Below are 16,653 nucleotides of genomic sequence, written 5' to 3' on the forward strand. Positions count from 1 at the left end.
TGTGGGTCCTGAGGGATTCGAACCCCCGACCCTCTGGGTGTAAACCAGATGCTCTGAACCAACTGAGCTAAGAACCCGAATTTTTTTGAAAGGTTTCGTTTCCTTTTCTGTGGGTCCTGAGGGATTCGAACCCCCGACCCTCTGGGTGTAAACCAGATGCTCTGAACCAACTGAGCTAAGAACCCTCTTTATCGTTGTTTCCTCGATTAGAGTGGTGCAAATATACGACTTATTTAGAAATCTCCAAATTTTTTTCTAAAAATTCTCCCACTACAAAGTTACTTCCCCCGATAAAAATCATTTCTTCATTTGTACATTCCTCTTTTGCAGAAAGATACGCTTCCTGTACCGAATCAAAAATTTTGTAAAAAATTTTTGCATCAACCAGTAAATTTTCATAATCTTCAGGGTGTCTTCCGCGATGGACGGCTGGTTTTGCAAAATAGTACTGAGAATTATCAGGTAAAATTTTCATGACTTCATCTATTTTTTTGTCATTCACGAAGCCTAAAATAATATGTTTATGCTTATCGATGGAATTTAATTGTGAAAAAACATATTCCAGACCTGCCTGATTATGCCCTGTATCGCAAATGGTAAGCGGATTTTCTGAAAACTGGAACCATCGTCCGATAAATCCTGTATTCTGATGAACATGAAGAAGCCCTTTTTCAATATTTTCATCTGAAATGTTGTAATTTAATTTTCTTAATTCATCAATTAAACATAAAACGACCTTAATGTTTTTCTCTTGATAATTTCCCTTTAAGTCAGATTTTAAATCTGTTTTTAGTAGAGTAGCATCAACAAAAGCTGCATTTTCTTTTTCCGCTTTATTTTTAATGATATTTTTTACTGCTTCGTTTTCATCTCCGGAAATAACAGGAACTCCCGTTTTTACAATTCCTGCTTTTTCTCCTGCAATTTCTTCAATAGTGTCTCCAAGAATATTCTGATGATCTAGCTGTACATTCGTAATGGCTGAAACCAATGGCTTAATGATGTTAGTAGAATCTAATCTTCCTCCAAGACCAACTTCAATAATCGCAATATCTACATTTTGCTGATAAAAATATTCAAAAGCCATAATGGTGGTAAACTCAAAAAAAGAAGGCTGAATATTTTCCGGAAGATTTTTCAGTTTCTGAATAAAATGATACACAAATTCTTTATCACAATTATTACCATTTACCTTAATTCTTTCTGTAAAGTCGATCAGATGAGGCGAATTGTACAGCCCGATTTTATATCCCGATTCCTGTAGAACAGAAGCCAGCATATTGCTGGAAGAGCCTTTTCCATTGGTTCCGCCTATATGAACGCATTTTATCTTTTCCTGAGGATTTCCGAAAAAATCGCAAAGTTTCATAATATTGCCTAATCCAGGCTTATACGCTTTCTGCCCGTCTATCTGATAATTAGGAGCCTGAACGAAAAGCCATTCTACCGCTTCCTGATACTGTTCGTTTGTCATAATGCAAAATTCTCAAAAGTTTTTTAAAAAGAAATATTAAAACTGTAACTTTTTTATATTTACTTCGTCTAATAGGGAAAAATATATAGAGTATGAAAAAGGTTTTGACTATTATTTTGGGATTATCTTGTCTGGCGGTCAATGCCCAGAAAAAATGGTCTTTGAGAGAATGTGTGGATTATGCAACCAAACATAATCTTCAGGTGATCCAAAATGAATATTCGAAACAGTCTCAGGATCTGAATCTGAAAATTGCCAAGAAAAACTATCTTCCGTCTGTTTCCGGTTCTGTGGGAAATACGGTGAGTTTCGGGCAGACTTCTTTCGGTACGGGAAGTTTGAGAAACGACAGATTCAGTAACAGTGCAAATTTGGGAGCAGATATTTTGGTGTACAATAACGGCAGACTTGAAAAAACCATCAGAAAAACAGAATTCGATGTAGAAGCAAGTCAGTATGATATTGAAACCATTAAAAATGATATTTCTCTTCAGATTGCACAGCAGTATTTAACAACGTTACTGAATAAAGAAATTGTAAAAATTTCTCAGGCGGCAGTTGAAAATGCTCAGAAACAGTACAGCAGATCAAAAATTACTACAGAAATAGGAACAACGGCACAAACGGTTTTAGCAGAAGCCGAAGCAGGATTGGCAAGAGAAAAACAAAACCTGAAAACCGCCGAAATTAATGTGGGAAGAAGTTTATTTGCTTTAGCACAGCTTTTACAGCTTCAGGAATATAAAGATTTTGATGTGGAAGATGTAAATGTTCCGGATCAGTTGGCTCCGCAGTTAAAATCTGTAGATGAGGTTTTAACAACAGCTTACGAGACTCAGCCGCAGGTAAAAGCAGCGGAGAGCAGGATAAAAGCGGCGCAGGCGCAGACCGAAGTTTCCAAAACGGCTTTCTGGCCTACTGTTACGGCAAGTGCAGGAATCGGATCTTTCTACAATAACCTTTTAAATACAGATAATGTAGGTTCCGCTCTTTTCTATGTAAAAGAACAGGGATTCTTTTCTCAATATAAAGACAATTTCGGACAACAGGCGGCTCTTTCTGTCAATATCCCTATTTTTAATAAAGGAATTACAAAACTTCAGGTAGAACAGTCTAAACTGAATGAAAGTCTGGCTAAAGTAACTTTAGAACAGCAAAAACAGACCGTAAGACAGAATGTTCAGAAAGCGCAGTTTGATGTGGATGCCAATTATGAAATCTATCTTTCATCACTTCAGGCAGAGAAAAGCACCAAACTTGCATTGGAGTTTGCAGATAAAAGCTATGCAGCGGGAAGATCTACCATTTATGACGTGAATGTTGCAAGAAATAATTATGCGAATGCACAGGGTTCTGTAGCTCAGGCAAAATATAATTATGTTTTCAGTCTTAAATTGTTGAATTTCTATGCCGGAATTCCATTAAGTTTGTAAAATGTCTATTCAGTCATTAGAAAAATATTTACCACAAAATACGCTTCAATATTTAAAGATATGGTTTGCAGACTATTATATTCATATAAAAGTCACGCGCAACAGGAATTCCAAACTGGGAGATTATCGTAAACTTTCGGATCATTCTCATGAGATTACGATTAATTCAACATTGGTTCCGCAATTGTTTTTCTTCGTATTAACCCATGAATTGGCGCATCTTATCGCCTTTGAGAAGTATGGCAGAAGAATTTCTCCTCACGGAAACGAATGGAAACATACTTTCCGGCAGATGCTTTTGCAGAGTCTTGTGGTATATGAAGAAGATTTAAGACCCGTCATTGTTAAATTTTCGAAATCTCCGAAAGCCAATTTTATGGCAAGTCCGGAGCTGGTAAAATATTTTCACATTGAGAAACAGGACGATACGCTTGTGTTTATTGAAACGCTTCAAAAAGGAGACTTTTTTATCTACCGAAACGAAAAGTACCTTTTAGAAGGTCTAATTAAAAAAAACTATCTTTGTAAAAACTTGGCTACAGGAAGAAAGTATTCTTTCAAACCATTGGCAAGGGTAGAAAAATACACATAAGAATGTCAAAATCAAACAGATATTGCGTCATTATGGCAGGTGGAATCGGAAGCAGATTCTGGCCTATGAGTACGCAGAAATTTCCAAAACAGTTTCAAGATATTTTAGGAGTGGGACGCACCATGATTCAGCAGACCTATGACAGGATCAGCAGAATTATTCCTAATGAAAATATATTTGTGATTACGAATAAAGAGTATGTAGAGCTTTCGCATCAGCAGTTGCCGGAAGTTCCGCAGGAAAATATTGTAGGCGAACCTTTGCTTAAAAATACGGCTCCGTGTAATCTTTACATGGCGAATAAAATCGCTGAAAAAGATCCCGATGCAACCATGATCGTTCTTCCTGCAGATCATTTAATTTTAAAAGAAGAAACTTTTCTGGAAAAGGTAGAACTTGCGTTTGAAATTGCTGCAAAGAACGAATATCTCGTTACGTTAGGAATTACTCCTACAAGACCTGACACAGGATACGGCTATATTCAGTTTGTTGATAAGCATGATTCTGATTATTACAAAGTAAAAACCTTTACGGAAAAACCGATTCTTGAGATTGCCAAAAGCTTTCTGGAAAGCGGTGATTTCCTTTGGAATGCAGGAATTTTTATCTGGAACGTAAAAAGCATTCATCATGCCTTTGAAATGTATCTTCCGGAAATGACACAGCATTTTATGGCTTGCGAATACAACGCAGACAGCGAAAAAAGCTGTATTGAACTGATCTATCCTAAAGTACAGAAAATATCCATTGATAACGGAATTTTAGAAAAAGCACAGAACGTTTATGTAATTCCCGCAGATTTAGGCTGGAGCGATCTGGGAACATGGACTTCCGTTTATGAAAATGCGGATAAAGACGAAAATCTGAATGCGGTAAAAACAAAACAGCCGATTCTTACCTACAACGCAAAAGGAAACGTAATCCGTATGAAAAATAACAATAAAGCAGTGGTTATCGACGGACTGGAAAATTACATCATTGTAGACACGGATAAAGCTCTTCTAATCTGTCCGAGAGATCACGATCAGCTCATAAAAGACTATGTTTTAGACCTTAAAAACCTGAAGAAAGGAGATAAATTCATGTAAAATAATTCCCTTTTTTCCTCGTTCTGTAATTATGATAAAATTGATAAGAAAATTCTGGGTATTCGGTTTTTTGTTTTTGGGAACATTTTCTTACGCGCAGGAAAAGAAGCATTTTTCTAATGTTTCCAGTATTTTACAGAACATCATTCCGAATGTTAAAGCCTCTTCCTGGCTGCTGATTCATAGCAGTTATGGCAAAGACCGTATTTTGAAACAATCCGGAGCGGCGATAGATTATGTTTCACAAACTTCAGGATTCAATATCGGAATTGCGGAAGAAAATGAATTTTATTTCATCGTCTATTTATCCGGAGGAAAAACAGAATATATTACCACTCTTGAAGGGCTTAAAAACTTTGTGGGAAAACCTGATGACATTCAGGATGCTGCCATTTCTGCAGCAACAGACGGTTATATTATCGATGAAGAATTCAGAGATATTGCGGCGAATTATTACGAAGATAAATCCAATTATTATCTGAATTTAGGAAAGCTGGCTTCTATAGAATGTCCTTATCAGAAAAGACATTTTACTTTAACCATCAGTAAATCAACAGGAATAATTACGGAAGCGAAAGATAACGGTTCGTACATTGAGCTTTATAATAAAAAATGCACCAATAACCCAAGATTGCTGAAGATCGAGAAAAAAGAAGAACTGAAAGATGAGCCTAAAAAGAAACCCGCAAGATCCACAAAACGGAAATAAATTTTACGAAACAGAACGTCTGATTCTTCGTCCGATGGCTCTGGAAGACGCAGAATTTATTCTGGATCTTTACAACCGTCCGAAATTCATTCAGTTTATCGGGGATCGTAATCTGAAAACCCTTTCCGATGCGGAAGATTATATCAGAAACCGCTTTCTTCCTCAGATGGAACGGTTGGGTTACGGAAATTATTTAATGCTTACCAAAGAAGGAAGTCATAAAATCGGAGGAGTTGGAATTTTCGAAAGGGAAGGATTGGATGTTGTGGATATCGGCTTTTCGCTTTTAGATGAGTTTGAAGGAAAAGGGTACGCTTATGAAGCCGCTTTAAAGATAAAATCAGTCGGAATGGATGATTTCGGGTTGAAAAAGATTTCTGCCATTACAACAAAAGACAACTTTTCTTCTCAGAAATTAATTGAAAAGCTGGGGTTAAAATTCCAAAAATTTGTCACCATTCCCAACGATCCGGAGGAACTGATGTATTACGAAACAGAGTAGGATAGTTTTTACTTTAATTTAACCGCAAAAGCCACAAAAAAGATTCAACAGTTTTTGAAGATCTCTGATTTTTATTCTTTTGAGCCTTATGCGGTTAAATTAGAAATATTATTTAAAAGCTATTTCAAAATCTGTGCAGCGTGATCTTTCGTCTTTACCTTATCAATAACTTCTGTACAGATTCCGTTTTCATCAAAAACAAAAGTGGTTCTTACAATTCCCATGAATTCTTTTCCCATAAACTTTTTCAGTTGCCAGACGCCAAATTTTTCAATAACATCACGCGTTTCATCGGCAATAATATCAAACGGAAATTCAAATTTCTCACTGAATTTTTTCTGATTTTTTACAGGATCTGCACTTACTCCCAACAATTCAAATCCCTGTTTCTTCAGTTCAGCGTAATTGTCTCTCAGATTGCATGCTTCAGCAGTACAACCCGGAGTATTTGCTTTCGGATAGAAAAAAACAACAAGCTTTTTACCGATCAGATTTTCAGAATGTACCGTTTCACCATCCTGATTGGTTCCTTCAAATTGAGGTAATTTATCTCCGACTTTCAACATAATGATTTATTTTTGTTCAAATTTAATGCTTCCATGACAAAAAAGCAAAGAGCGGAACTCGTACAGACCGAATTAGAAAAATTATATCCCGAAGTTCCCATTCCGCTGGATCATACTGATCCTTATACTTTAATGGTTGCTGTTGCACTTTCTGCACAGACAACCGATAAGAAGGTGAATCAGGTAACGCCTGAGCTTTTCGCGGTGGCAGGAACTCCACAAAGAATGGCAAAGCTGGAGGAATATCAGATTAAAGAATTAATCAAAGAAATCGGACTTGCCAACACGAAAGCCAAAAACCTCAAAAGAATGGCAGAGCTGCTTCTGGAAAGACACAATGGAATAGTACCGCAAACCTACGAAGAACTCGAAGCGCTTCCCGGAGTTGGACATAAAACCGCTTCTGTGGTAATGAGTCAGGGTTTCGGATTTCCTGCTTTTCCTGTAGATACCCATATTCATAGATTGATGACGCAGTGGAAACTGACTTCCGGAAAAAACGTAGTAGAAACCGAAAAAGACGCCAAAAAACTCTGGAAAGAAGAAGTGTGGAATAAACTTCATCTTCAGATTATTTTCTATGGAAGAGAATATTCTCCCGCGCGAGGAAACGGAGCCAAAGATTTCATCACCAAAATGCTGTTCGAGAAATAAAAGTCTTTTCCAAAGCCTGAATTCCCCTCCTTTGGAGGGGTGGCGAAAATTCGGAAGAATTTTTGACGGGGTGGTTAAATAGATGAAGAAGCAAATCAATCCAACAATCTTCGGTGATAATTGATCTGTCCCAGATGATAACTCAGATGCCCGAAAAGATGGATCAGGAAATATTCCGTCGTCATTCCATAACCCAAAGGTTCAAGCGGATATTGCTTCTGGAGGTCTTCATCAGACAGCCTTTCAAGCGTAATCGTCACCGTTTCGATCGTCTTTTCAATCTGTTGAACTAATTCCATTCTCGGAATATCTTTTGATGAAAACTCAAGTTCCCTGTTTCTTACATAGCAGGAATTTCCCAAAACAGCTCCCACAAAGTGACTGAGATTTCCCACAATATGCAACGTTAAATTTCCTGCCGAATTTGCAATGGTTGCCTCTGTTTTCCAGAGATTTGTTTCATTCTGATAAGACTCAATTTGCTGTTTCAGTTTATTTAAATCTCTTAGGAATAAGGATGTTAGACTTGCTGTCATAGTTTTTTATTTAATTTTTGTTCTAAAATGTCCTCTGAAATTTTTAGTAACCAGAGAATCTAGCTTCGTTTCATAGTCGATAAACCCATAAATGCTGTCATTTTTTTGAAACGGGTACTTGTTAAGAACCAATTTCTGATACACCGGATAAGAATTGATAAATTTAATTTCGCCTTTTAATGTTTTTGGGTTAATATCTTGAATTAAAAACTGATCATTAAAAACCTTTATCAAAACTCCGTTTCCAAAATATCCGTTGTAATTGTTAAGCCAGATACTGATGGTGTCTCCTTTGTATTCAGTTTTGCATTTATAATCTTCAAAACTGACTGATCTTGTATGATAATACCCATCAGAAAAACTAGATATCTGTAAAATATAAGCTGTTCTTGTTGCGCTTTCAACTTTTTCACTGTTAAATAATTTAAGCTCAGGATATTTTGATAGAATTTTGAATGTATCATTTTTACTTAAATTTTCATCAACAGTAATATTTTCAGGTTTTAAAATTTCCCTGTTTTCCTTTATACAGCTTAAAAAACACAATCCAAAAATGAAAGTGATAAAAAAGAGAAGTGCTTTTATCATGTTCTGTTTTAAAACATAAAGCTAAACAAAAAAGCCACAAAAATTAATTTGTGACTTCAGTTTTTTAATGAGGAATTTCTTCTGTTAGGATTTCGTTTCCTGCTTTGTCGTAGTAAATGCAGGTAAATTGATCCAGATCTACAATCCATTTTTCAATTCCCGTTTCAGCGCAGTCTTCACAAAATTTCATATAATCCGTCTCTCCTCTCTGATGACTTTTTAACTGTTGAATAAATTTTTCTTTATCAGTCTGATCTTCAATAATTAGATTGGCATATTTAGGTTCGGATTTTGTGGTAAAATCATTTTCACCAAAATATTCGGTATGGCTGTCTTTTACCCATGTTTCAAACGATTTTACACCTAATTCTTTAATTTCTTTGATGTAATTCGGAAAATCTGCTCCTGTTTTTACTTTGCTGTGAGCAGATTCAATTTGTTCTACTGTAAACATCTTTTTTCGTTGTATTTTTTTAATTATTCAGCTTTAATTGCAAAAGCGCAAACTATAATTTTGTTTAAATTAATTTTAAATTTTGAATATCCGTTAAACAACCTATTACTATGCATTGATATGAAAATCAATTATTTATAACAGGTACTTCGACAAGCTTAGTGTGACACCTCTAATACCAAACGCTTGATTTTTAGCAATGTCAAGCTGAGCCTGTCGAAGCTTTAGGTTAATAAACGGACAATCAATTTTAAATTTAACCGCAAAAGATACACAAGACTTTATCAGATTTATTTAAAGTACTTTAAAAGTCTGCAAGAGAAAATCTTTGATTTTTTACCTTATGTGATCTTTCTTTCCATTTAAGGATTAAACTTAAACAACTCACGTGTTAAAATCTTTTACATCTTTTGCGGTAAGAAAGTTTTTTGCGTTTTAGTGATTCAGGCAAAATTTATTTCTGTTTTTTTGCCCAAAGTTCCATTTTTCTGTTCAGAACATCCAAAGGAAGGCAGCCCTGACTCAAAACTTCATCATGGAATTTGGCTAAACTAAATTTGCTGCCCAGTTCTTTCTGATATTTTTCTCTCAGCTCACGAATTCTCAATGAACCGATTTTATAGCCTAAAGCCTGTCCCGGCATTGCCATATATCGCTCTACTTCGGCTGTTGCTCCGGCTTCGTCATAAGAAATATTGCTTAGAAAATATTTGATTGCCTGTTCTCTCGTCATTTTTCCCGTGTGAAGACCCGTGTCTACTACCAGTCTTACTGCTCTCAGCATTTGGTCGCTCAGATAGCCCATTTTTTGATAAGGATCTGTATACAGCCCGAATTCCGGTCCTAATGTTTCGCAATAATGTGCCCATCCTTCACCGTAAGCTCCAAACCAGCCGAATCTCATGAATTTCGGGAGTTTGGTGTTTTCCTGCTGTAAAGAAACCTGATAATGATGTCCTGGAATAGCCTCGTGCAAGAACAAAGATTCCATACCTGAAGTTACGTTGAATTTTGACGGATCCGGAAGCGGAACGTAAAATATTCCTGGTCTTTTTCCGTCCGGTGTTCCCTGAATATACTCCGCACTTGCGCTCGCCTCTCTGAATTTTTCAGTTTGTCTGATCTCAAATCCTGTTTTCGGTGTTATTGAAAACATGGTTTTCAGCTTCGGCGTAATTTTCGTTAAAATTCCGTTGAATGCAGCCAGAACTTCTTTTGAACTCGTGTAAGGCATTGCTTTCGGATCTGTTTTTACATAATTAATGAATTCTTCCAATGTGCCGGTAAATCCAACCTGCTGTTTTACTTTTTCCATTTCGGCGCGAAGCATTGCTACCTGCTGAAGTCCGATTTTATTAATTTCCTCCGGCGTTTTATTGGTTGTCGTCCAGCTTTTTGCATAATACCTGTAAATTTCCTTTCCGTTTGGCAGGCTGTTGTAACCGTCTGTTTCCCTTGCTTTTGGTAAATATTCTTTTTCTAAAAAGTTGCCCATTTTAGTATAAGCAGGAATAATTTTCTGCACGATGGCGTCCTGATAAAGCTTTGAAAATTTTTCTTTCTGCTCGTTTGTGAAATTTTTCGGAAATTTTCTGATGGGTCCGTAGAAAATATTCTTATCAAAATCAGTCGTTATAATTTCTTCGGCTCTCATTTGAGGAATCATCTTTACCACCAGTTTTTTAGGCAAAACCATTTTATTATTAATTCCTTCGCGGAAATTATCGGTGGCGGCATTCATCCATTCCGGAAATTTTTCCATTCTTTTCAACCAGTCAGAATAATCTTTTTCTGTTTTAAAAGGCTGGCTTCCTTCTCCGCTTCCATACAATGGAAAATTAAGCGGCAAACCTCCGAATTGCGTAAAAGGAATATATTCCGGATGATAATTATAGTTTTCTATCTTATCTTTTAAAGTAAAATTCAGCACATCGTAAACTACTTTATCTTCGTCTGAAAGATTCTTATAATCCACATTCTCTAGTTGTTTTTCTACAGAACGGTAGAAAGCGACTTCTCCGGAGATAAAATCTTTATCAATGTTAATCGGAAGCTGATCGTTATAACGTAAATCTCCCTGTGAAGTTGCATCCAGAGGATATAATTTCAGATACTGTTCATAATAATTGGAAGCAATAGAATCCAGATTGGATGGTGTTACTTTCGTTAAAGGGGAATCGGATTTTTTGCATGATCCTAAACTGATCATTATGCCTAATCCTATAATACTTTTTGATATGATGTTTTTCATTCCGGAATCTTTAGAGAACAAAAATAAATATTATATCAATGTAAACTTCCGATCAACTACAATTATGATGATAAAGAGGATATTATTTGTTATTTTATTCTCTTTAATGAAAATATTTACATTAAATCCAATTATTTCTATGAAATGATATTGATAATTGTAAATTTTTAATTTAAAAACGTTTGTGTTGGGTTAAAAATTTATTTAATTGTTTTATTAATTAAAAAAAATGCGTTTATTTAAATTATGTGTAAAAAAAAAATAATTATTTATGCTATATGTTTTGTGTTGTTAGTTTTTTTCTATATTAGCGATTAATTAAATAATAAGTAAAAGCATTGTGAATTATTTTAATTATTATTTAATTTAATATGAAAATCTAATTTAATTGATATGGCTAAAAAACTACTTAACCTGGCAGTTGCTTTTTCAAGCATCTCTGCTTTTTATGCTCAAGTGGGTATAAATTCAACTTCTCCCAATACAACTTTTGAAATTGTTTCAAAAACCAGTGGAACAAAACCTGAAGGTATTTTAATTCCAAGATTAACAGGAGATCAGATTAAAAGCATGGAGCTTCTTCTGGGAAGTTCTCAAAATTCTATGATGATTTATGCGACGACTGCAGCCACTAGTCTTACCGGAAGTACAATAGATCTTACCGCTCCTGGATTTTATTATTATAATTCCGGATTAGCAAAATGGGTTGCTATTAATAATTTTGGAACGGCAGCGAAAACACCAATTTCAGGACTTATCGACGGAACGGCAAACAATTCGATCGACAGTAAAAACTTTGCGCAAAGTTGGGATTGGACTACTGCAAGTACGCAAACGCCACTCACTTTAAGAGCCAATGCTTTAACTACAGGAACTTTGCTGGATATTACTTCTACAAGTACAGCCTTAAATTCTACAAATGGATTGGTGAGAATCATCAACAATGCAGCACCTTCTAATGCGACAGGTATTTTTGCGAGGTTTCAGCCAAGTAATGTTGCAGCAAGTGGAATGTCTCTTCTTAATAACGGAAATTCAGGATTCGGAACAACAACTCCTTCTGCAAAAATTCACATTTTAGAATCAGGGACAACCAATCAACCCGGTGCAATCATAAGTCAGTCGAGTAGTGCTGCAGATACCGGAAGTTTATCCGCTACAGGATCTAAAGGATTATATATTGATATGGGTTCCACAACTTTGGATAGGGCGTTGGTGATTAATCAAAACGGAACGGCTACGAATTCAAGAGGCTTAAATATTACAATGGCTTCAGCAAATCCCGCAATAGGAGGTTTTATCAATCAGACGGGAACTGGAGAAGGCTTCAGAGTTCAGAATAGCAATACAGCAAATAATAATGCAGGTGTTTACATTTTGCATAGCGGAGCAGGAAGTGGGGTATATGCATCTGCAAATGCGGCTGGTGCAGATGCAACAACAGCATCTTCTACAAGAAGATCAATGATTTGGGGAGACAGAACAATAGGAAGTACTGCTGGAAGTAATTCCGGTAGCGGTTACTCCGGACCAAGTTCTTCGGCTACTACATTAGCACACACAACTCTTTACGGATCAATGGGAAATGCAGAACCTACAGCGGCTAATGATGCTTATATTTTTGGTGTTTTAGGCGAGGTTCTTTCGGTAGGAGGCGCAGCGGCTGTTGACAGATCGGGTGGTGTTTTGGGAAATTCGCAGGTTGCAGGAATCTTCGGAGTCTTGGGATATCGAACTTCGGGATCGGCTAATGCAGGTGTATATGGAAATGCCGCGATGTCTACAGGAACAGGCAGATCTGCGTTGGGTTCTGAGGCAGCGGGCTTTGGAGTAATGGGAGTTGGAGATCTTATGGGAGCCGCTTTTAGAGGAAATGTTTACGGAATTAATGCGAGCGGAAGCCGTTACGGAATGTATGTGGACGGTGCAACCTATACCAATAATGTAATTGCTAATGTAAGTACTGTAGACGGAAGCGCAGAAAGAATTACAACGTATGTTCCTACGTCTACCACGGCAGACATTTATACACGAGGAACGGCAACTCTTGATGCAAGCGGAAGGGTAAGTGTTTCTTTTGACAGAAAATTCTCTGATCTTGTTGCGGAAAATTCTGTAGTGGTAACCATTACCCCAATCGGGAAAAGTTCTCAGATCTATCTTGAGCAGGAGCCTACAAAAACAGGATTCAGTGCCAAAACTGATGATAACAATGCTGTAAAATTCTCATACATTGCTGTAGGAACGAGAAAAGATCTTGAAAATGTTGCTGTTCCAAAAGAAATTCTTTCAAAGGATTATGACGAAAATATGACTGCCGTACTTCATAATGAAACAGATACTTCTTCCAAAGGAAAACCTGTTCATTGGAATGGTTCTGAACTGAAATTTCAAAAATCTGCAAATGCACCAAGCAATACAAGATTAAATACGGCTCAGCTTAAAGCCGAAAAAATTGAATAACTTATTTTAATAATTAAAATTTTTTAAAAGTGTCGTTATCATATAGCGGCACTTTTTCATAAGTTTAAAATTTTAGAGTCTTATTGTATTAATTTAAAAGAGATTTTTTAAAAATACTTTTCAAAAAATTTTTCACGTTCAATCTATTTTTTATCTTTGTTGAAAACGTTTAACAATCATATTATTACCGCTCTTTTTTTTAAGAAATAATGAAAGGGATTTTAAAAATTTACCATCCGGACGAAACGCTAAAGTACAATATCAGAAATACTTATTGCAAAGCGGTTTACAGCAATCAACAACATTTTCTGGAAGTTGAAATTATTACGGATGACAGTCTGGATCATGTAGAGGATGATTCATTACAGTACAACTTTCCGCAACTCTCTCTTGAAGTATTCGATTTCCCTATTGATTCCGCGGAAATAGAAGGAAAAACCATCACCATTAATGACTCTGATGAAGATACATATACCGAAGTAGATCTTTTTGATGACGAAGAAGCGTTTATTTATGATAACGAGCTTCAGTTTGAGAAAAATGAAGAAGGAGAACTTCAGGTAATCTGGAAAGGAACGATTGATGATTTCTACACAGGATCAGATACGCCGATTCCTTTTAGGCTGAAATGTGAATTTAAGCAGGAAGAAATAGAGGTAGACGAAGATTAAGTGTAATCTTTCTCCACATTTTTATATCAGATTTCTTTTCAAATTGTTTTTTGGAAAGAAATTTGCTGTTTATGAAAATAACAAATTTTAAGTTGTTTTTAAGCAATTTTTAAGAGTTCAATTCATAATATTCCATTACTTTTGTCGTTACAACTTTTATAAAAATACACTTTAATGCTGTTAACGGAACTTACTCAGATTTTATTTGCCCAGGTTGCTGCACCCACAGTAGCGGCAGACGATTTAGAATTCTCATTTTGGAAAATCATGTTCCACGGAGGAGCTTTCGCTAAAATAGTGATGGTAACCGTGTTATTGCTCGGTGTATTTTCCGTATATCTTTTCTTTGAGCGCTTTTTCTTTATTAAAAGATTAACCTCAAAAACAGATGCCAATTTTATGGATAATATCGAAGATTTTATCAGAGATGGTAAAATAGAGTCTGCGGCAGATTATTGCAAAAGACAAAATTCTCCGGAAGGAAGAATTTTAGAGAAAGGAATTTCAAGACTGGGACGTCCCGTTTCGGATATCGTAAGTGCGATGGAATCTCAGGCTCAGGTTGAGGTTGCCAACATGGAAAAAAATCTGAATCTTTTGGCTGTGGTTCCAAGTATAGCTCCGATGTTGGGGTTATTGGGAACGGTAATCGGAATGATTATCGCATTCTTCAATTTGTCTCATGCAACGGGTTCTTTCTCTCCGAAAACTTTGTCTGAAGGTATTTATACTGCATTGGGACAAACAGCAGTAGGTCTTGCTGTAGCAATTCCGGCAAACTTTTTTTACAATTTATTGTTAACAAGAATTGATAAATTTGTATTGAAGGCGCAAAACATGTCGGGAGAATTTTTAGACCTTATCAATAAACCGTTATAATTTTTTCTTATGAAACCGAAAGGTTCCATCTGACAAACATAAAATCAGAATCAACAGATGAAAATTCAGAGAAGAAATAAAGCAAACCCGGAATTCAGTTTGGCAGCGATGACAGATGTTATCTTGCTGATGCTGATCTTCTTCATGGTAACTTCTTCGGCAGCCAATCAAAGTGCGATCGATGTAAAATTGCCAAAAGCAGATACGGCAGCAGACAATATTCCGAATCCTTTGGTGGTGAGCGTAAAACCGGATGGGTCTTATTTTGTAGACGATAATCCTGTGAACAGAGGAGAATTGGAACAGACCATTGTCAATAAATTAACAGGTCAGGCGAATAAATCTTTCACCATAAGAGCAGACGAAAATACCCTTCATAAAGACGTGGTTTTTGTAATGGAAATTGCCGAGAAACATAAATTCAATATTGCCATTGCAACCGTTAAAGATAAATAACTCTTCGAAGTAAGGAGCATTTTAAAATGAGAAGCCATATAATCAGTAAAGATGAGCAAAACAGAGACAAGATAAAAAGCGCGGTGCTTTCTATTCTCATTTGGTCTGCCATTCTTTTATTTGTTTTTCTGTATAAACTGAAACCGGAACTCGATGAACAGCCTGAAGTTATTACAACCATGCTGGTTAATTTTGGAGACAATAGAAACGGAAGCGGGGTAGAAGAACCGGCAGATCAGCCGGGAAGCCTTGCTGCTGCTACAGAAGAAGTCGCTTCTGAACTTGCAGAAACCGCTGTTCCTGAAACCAAGACGGTTATCCAGCCGGATCCGCAGCCCGAAACCAAAAAAACAGAAGCGAAAGATAAGGTCATAACCGGAAACAATACCAAAACTTCGGTTCCAAAAAAAGAAGAATCCAAGGCAGAAACTAAAAAGACATCAACAAGTACCTCTGCAACCAAAAACACTAAAAAATCAGGAGCTACAACCGCCAATTCAAAAACAGGAAATGGTGACGGAAAAGGAAATGCAGCCATTGGAAATTTGATCAGAGGACGTGGGACAAAAGCAGGAAGCCAAGGCGATGGAAACGGAATCGGAAATGCAGGAGATCCTTTAGGCGGAGACGGAAATGGCGACAGCAAAGTAGGAATCGACAGAAAACTGGTAGGATTTATCCCCGGAACGATGGGAAGAGGCGGATCACAGCCCGCGAATAACTGTACAGCGAGCGGAACGATTACCATTGCTTACACTGTAGATAAAGCAGGAAATGTAGTCTCTGCGAGAAGATCGGGGGGAACTTCTGATCCCTGTATCAGTTCAAACGCGATATCGTGGGTTAAGAAATATGTAAAAGCAGAAAAAGCGAGTGTTTCTTCCACAGGATCATATAAAATTACGTTCTAAAAAATACAAAAGCACTTTACTCAAGTGCTTTTTTTTATTTCCGCAATTCTGTTAATAACCGGAAACGCAAATATTCCGCTGGTTTGGAGATACAGTTCATAGAATGTTTTTGCTTTATCTAAAAAATCTTTATTATCAGATTGTTTTCCGTTAAAATAGAAAAGATTTCCTAACATTTCATAGTAATCTTTATGGTCTCTTTCCTGTCTTTCATTAACAATTTCTATGATTTCCTCTTTCGGTTTTGATGAAAGCGTTGTAAAATCAAACTTGAAAATGTCTTTCATTAAAGATTCAAAATCAAGCTCTTTCTGCATTAAACTTTCTTCAGGTTTATCCAAAATAAGCTTTTCTAATGCCTGAGTTAACTGGCGTATTAATCGTAGGGTGAATTCTTTATCTGTGATCATAAATTGTTTCTTGTTA

The 16,653-nt window shown here is 36.4% G+C and carries 18 protein-coding genes and 2 tRNA genes; 11 read left to right on the top strand and 9 right to left on the bottom strand.

Annotated elements, in window-relative coordinates; genetic code table 11:
* Window positions 1-2 precede the first annotated feature (2 nt).
* The 3 genes from H6W53_RS20595 to H6W53_RS20605 form a co-directional block, all read right to left on the bottom strand.
* Window positions 3-77: transfer RNA gene (locus H6W53_RS20595), tRNA-Val, on the bottom strand.
* Between the two features lie 33 nt (window positions 78-110).
* Window positions 111-185, bottom strand: a tRNA-Val gene (locus H6W53_RS20600).
* 44 nt (window positions 186-229) lie between these two features.
* Window positions 230-1,474, bottom strand: a complete 1,245-nt coding sequence (locus tag H6W53_RS20605) for a bifunctional folylpolyglutamate synthase/dihydrofolate synthase (RefSeq protein ID WP_185209411.1) — start codon at window positions 1,472-1,474, stop codon at window positions 230-232.
* A gap of 92 nt (window positions 1,475-1,566) precedes the next feature.
* Here H6W53_RS20605 and H6W53_RS20610 point away from each other — a divergent pair, with 92 nt between their 5' ends.
* The 5 genes from H6W53_RS20610 to H6W53_RS20630 are packed head-to-tail and all read left to right on the top strand — an operon-like array spanning window position 1,567 to window position 5,798.
* Window positions 1,567-2,907 (top strand): TolC family protein, encoded by a 1,341-nt coding sequence (locus H6W53_RS20610; RefSeq protein WP_185209413.1) that lies wholly within the window; start codon window positions 1,567-1,569, stop codon window positions 2,905-2,907.
* Window position 2,908: 1 nt separating this feature from the next.
* Window positions 2,909-3,499 (top strand): SprT-like domain-containing protein, encoded by a 591-nt coding sequence (locus H6W53_RS20615; protein ID WP_185209415.1) that lies wholly within the window; start codon window positions 2,909-2,911, stop codon window positions 3,497-3,499.
* Between the two features lie 2 nt (window positions 3,500-3,501).
* Window positions 3,502-4,587, top strand: a complete 1,086-nt coding sequence (locus H6W53_RS20620) for a mannose-1-phosphate guanylyltransferase (protein ID WP_228457849.1) — start codon at window positions 3,502-3,504, stop codon at window positions 4,585-4,587.
* A 31-nt stretch (window positions 4,588-4,618) separates the two neighbouring features.
* On the top strand, window positions 4,619-5,296 hold the full coding sequence (locus H6W53_RS20625; RefSeq protein WP_185209417.1) for a hypothetical protein: 678 nt from the start codon (window positions 4,619-4,621) through the stop codon (window positions 5,294-5,296).
* Window positions 5,253-5,798 carry a GNAT family N-acetyltransferase gene (locus tag H6W53_RS20630; protein ID WP_185209419.1) on the top strand — a complete coding sequence of 182 codons (546 nt, stop codon included), beginning with the start codon at window positions 5,253-5,255 and terminating at the stop codon, window positions 5,796-5,798. The genes H6W53_RS20625 and H6W53_RS20630 overlap by 44 nt, the downstream gene beginning before the upstream one ends.
* A 119-nt stretch (window positions 5,799-5,917) precedes the next feature.
* On the opposite strand, the gene bcp is transcribed toward H6W53_RS20630, so the two are convergent.
* Window positions 5,918-6,364: a thioredoxin-dependent thiol peroxidase gene (bcp, locus tag H6W53_RS20635; RefSeq protein ID WP_185209421.1), complete on the bottom strand. Its 447-nt coding sequence runs from the start codon at window positions 6,362-6,364 to the stop codon at window positions 5,918-5,920.
* A 33-nt stretch (window positions 6,365-6,397) separates the two neighbouring features.
* On the opposite strand from bcp, the gene H6W53_RS20640 reads away from it, so the two are divergent.
* Window positions 6,398-7,018 carry an endonuclease III domain-containing protein gene (locus H6W53_RS20640; protein ID WP_185209423.1) on the top strand — a complete coding sequence of 207 codons (621 nt, stop codon included), beginning with the start codon at window positions 6,398-6,400 and terminating at the stop codon, window positions 7,016-7,018.
* A gap of 95 nt (window positions 7,019-7,113) precedes the next feature.
* On the opposite strand, the gene H6W53_RS20645 is transcribed toward H6W53_RS20640, so the two are convergent.
* The 4 genes from H6W53_RS20645 to H6W53_RS20660 all read right to left on the bottom strand — a co-directional run bounded on the left by H6W53_RS20645 (window position 7,114) and on the right by H6W53_RS20660 (window position 10,847).
* Window positions 7,114-7,554, bottom strand: coding sequence for a DinB family protein (locus tag H6W53_RS20645; RefSeq protein ID WP_185209426.1), 441 nt, complete (start codon window positions 7,552-7,554; stop codon window positions 7,114-7,116).
* Window positions 7,555-7,560: 6 nt separating this feature from the next.
* A complete protein-coding gene (locus H6W53_RS20650) occupies window positions 7,561-8,142 on the bottom strand; it encodes a hypothetical protein (protein ID WP_185209428.1) in 582 nt (193 codons plus the stop codon).
* Window positions 8,143-8,206: 64 nt separating this feature from the next.
* Window positions 8,207-8,596 (bottom strand): DUF1398 domain-containing protein, encoded by a 390-nt coding sequence (locus H6W53_RS20655; protein ID WP_185209430.1) that lies wholly within the window; start codon window positions 8,594-8,596, stop codon window positions 8,207-8,209.
* A gap of 454 nt (window positions 8,597-9,050) precedes the next feature.
* The gene (locus tag H6W53_RS20660; protein WP_185209432.1) at window positions 9,051-10,847 is read right to left on the bottom strand and encodes a DUF885 domain-containing protein; all 1,797 of its coding nucleotides are present in this window, start codon (window positions 10,845-10,847) and stop codon (window positions 9,051-9,053) included.
* Between the two features lie 393 nt (window positions 10,848-11,240).
* Between H6W53_RS20660 and H6W53_RS20665 the strand changes: the two genes are divergently transcribed.
* The 5 genes from H6W53_RS20665 to H6W53_RS20685 all read left to right on the top strand — a co-directional run bounded on the left by H6W53_RS20665 (window position 11,241) and on the right by H6W53_RS20685 (window position 16,227).
* Window positions 11,241-13,310 carry a hypothetical protein gene (locus H6W53_RS20665; RefSeq protein ID WP_185209434.1) on the top strand — a complete coding sequence of 690 codons (2,070 nt, stop codon included), beginning with the start codon at window positions 11,241-11,243 and terminating at the stop codon, window positions 13,308-13,310.
* Window positions 13,311-13,519: 209 nt separating this feature from the next.
* Window positions 13,520-13,981, top strand: coding sequence for a hypothetical protein (locus H6W53_RS20670; protein ID WP_076394087.1), 462 nt, complete (start codon window positions 13,520-13,522; stop codon window positions 13,979-13,981).
* A gap of 174 nt (window positions 13,982-14,155) precedes the next feature.
* Complete coding sequence (locus H6W53_RS20675; RefSeq protein WP_185209436.1) at window positions 14,156-14,860, top strand: MotA/TolQ/ExbB proton channel family protein; 705 nt, start codon at window positions 14,156-14,158, stop codon at window positions 14,858-14,860.
* Window positions 14,861-14,917: 57 nt separating this feature from the next.
* Window positions 14,918-15,316 carry an ExbD/TolR family protein gene (locus H6W53_RS20680; protein ID WP_076394083.1) on the top strand — a complete coding sequence of 133 codons (399 nt, stop codon included), beginning with the start codon at window positions 14,918-14,920 and terminating at the stop codon, window positions 15,314-15,316.
* A gap of 26 nt (window positions 15,317-15,342) precedes the next feature.
* Window positions 15,343-16,227, top strand: a complete 885-nt coding sequence (locus H6W53_RS20685) for a ferric siderophore ABC transporter substrate-binding protein (protein WP_185209438.1) — start codon at window positions 15,343-15,345, stop codon at window positions 16,225-16,227.
* Window positions 16,228-16,247: 20 nt separating this feature from the next.
* On the opposite strand, the gene H6W53_RS20690 is transcribed toward H6W53_RS20685, so the two are convergent.
* The gene (locus H6W53_RS20690) at window positions 16,248-16,637 is read right to left on the bottom strand and encodes a hypothetical protein (protein WP_185209441.1); all 390 of its coding nucleotides are present in this window, start codon (window positions 16,635-16,637) and stop codon (window positions 16,248-16,250) included.
* Window positions 16,638-16,653: the final 16 nt, after the last annotated feature.

Source organism: Chryseobacterium sp. C3, from assembly GCF_014218905.1.
GTDB lineage: Bacteria > Bacteroidota > Bacteroidia > Flavobacteriales > Weeksellaceae > Chryseobacterium > Chryseobacterium mucoviscidosis.

Excerpts from the sequence above, each read along its gene's own strand:
- H6W53_RS20630 (WP_185209419.1), top strand. The coding sequence starts at position 5,253 with ATGAGCCTAAAAAGAAACCCGCAAGATCCACAAAACGGAAATAAATTT.
- H6W53_RS20665 (WP_185209434.1), top strand. The coding sequence starts at position 11,241 with ATGGCTAAAAAACTACTTAACCTGGCAGTTGCTTTTTCAAGCATCTCT.
- bcp (WP_185209421.1), bottom strand. The coding sequence starts at position 6,364 with ATGTTGAAAGTCGGAGATAAATTACCTCAATTTGAAGGAACCAATCAG.
- H6W53_RS20620 (WP_228457849.1), top strand. The coding sequence starts at position 3,502 with ATGTCAAAATCAAACAGATATTGCGTCATTATGGCAGGTGGAATCGGA.
- H6W53_RS20680 (WP_076394083.1), top strand. The coding sequence starts at position 14,918 with ATGAAAATTCAGAGAAGAAATAAAGCAAACCCGGAATTCAGTTTGGCA.
- H6W53_RS20660 (WP_185209432.1), bottom strand. The coding sequence starts at position 10,847 with ATGAAAAACATCATATCAAAAAGTATTATAGGATTAGGCATAATGATC.
- H6W53_RS20605 (WP_185209411.1), bottom strand. The coding sequence starts at position 1,474 with ATGACAAACGAACAGTATCAGGAAGCGGTAGAATGGCTTTTCGTTCAG.
- H6W53_RS20640 (WP_185209423.1), top strand. The coding sequence starts at position 6,398 with ATGACAAAAAAGCAAAGAGCGGAACTCGTACAGACCGAATTAGAAAAA.
- H6W53_RS20690 (WP_185209441.1), bottom strand. The coding sequence starts at position 16,637 with ATGATCACAGATAAAGAATTCACCCTACGATTAATACGCCAGTTAACT.
- H6W53_RS20685 (WP_185209438.1), top strand. The coding sequence starts at position 15,343 with ATGAGAAGCCATATAATCAGTAAAGATGAGCAAAACAGAGACAAGATA.
- H6W53_RS20675 (WP_185209436.1), top strand. The coding sequence starts at position 14,156 with ATGCTGTTAACGGAACTTACTCAGATTTTATTTGCCCAGGTTGCTGCA.
- H6W53_RS20655 (WP_185209430.1), bottom strand. The coding sequence starts at position 8,596 with ATGTTTACAGTAGAACAAATTGAATCTGCTCACAGCAAAGTAAAAACA.
- H6W53_RS20615 (WP_185209415.1), top strand. The coding sequence starts at position 2,909 with ATGTCTATTCAGTCATTAGAAAAATATTTACCACAAAATACGCTTCAA.
- H6W53_RS20650 (WP_185209428.1), bottom strand. The coding sequence starts at position 8,142 with ATGATAAAAGCACTTCTCTTTTTTATCACTTTCATTTTTGGATTGTGT.
- H6W53_RS20645 (WP_185209426.1), bottom strand. The coding sequence starts at position 7,554 with ATGACAGCAAGTCTAACATCCTTATTCCTAAGAGATTTAAATAAACTG.
- H6W53_RS20610 (WP_185209413.1), top strand. The coding sequence starts at position 1,567 with ATGAAAAAGGTTTTGACTATTATTTTGGGATTATCTTGTCTGGCGGTC.
- H6W53_RS20625 (WP_185209417.1), top strand. The coding sequence starts at position 4,619 with ATGATAAAATTGATAAGAAAATTCTGGGTATTCGGTTTTTTGTTTTTG.
- H6W53_RS20670 (WP_076394087.1), top strand. The coding sequence starts at position 13,520 with ATGAAAGGGATTTTAAAAATTTACCATCCGGACGAAACGCTAAAGTAC.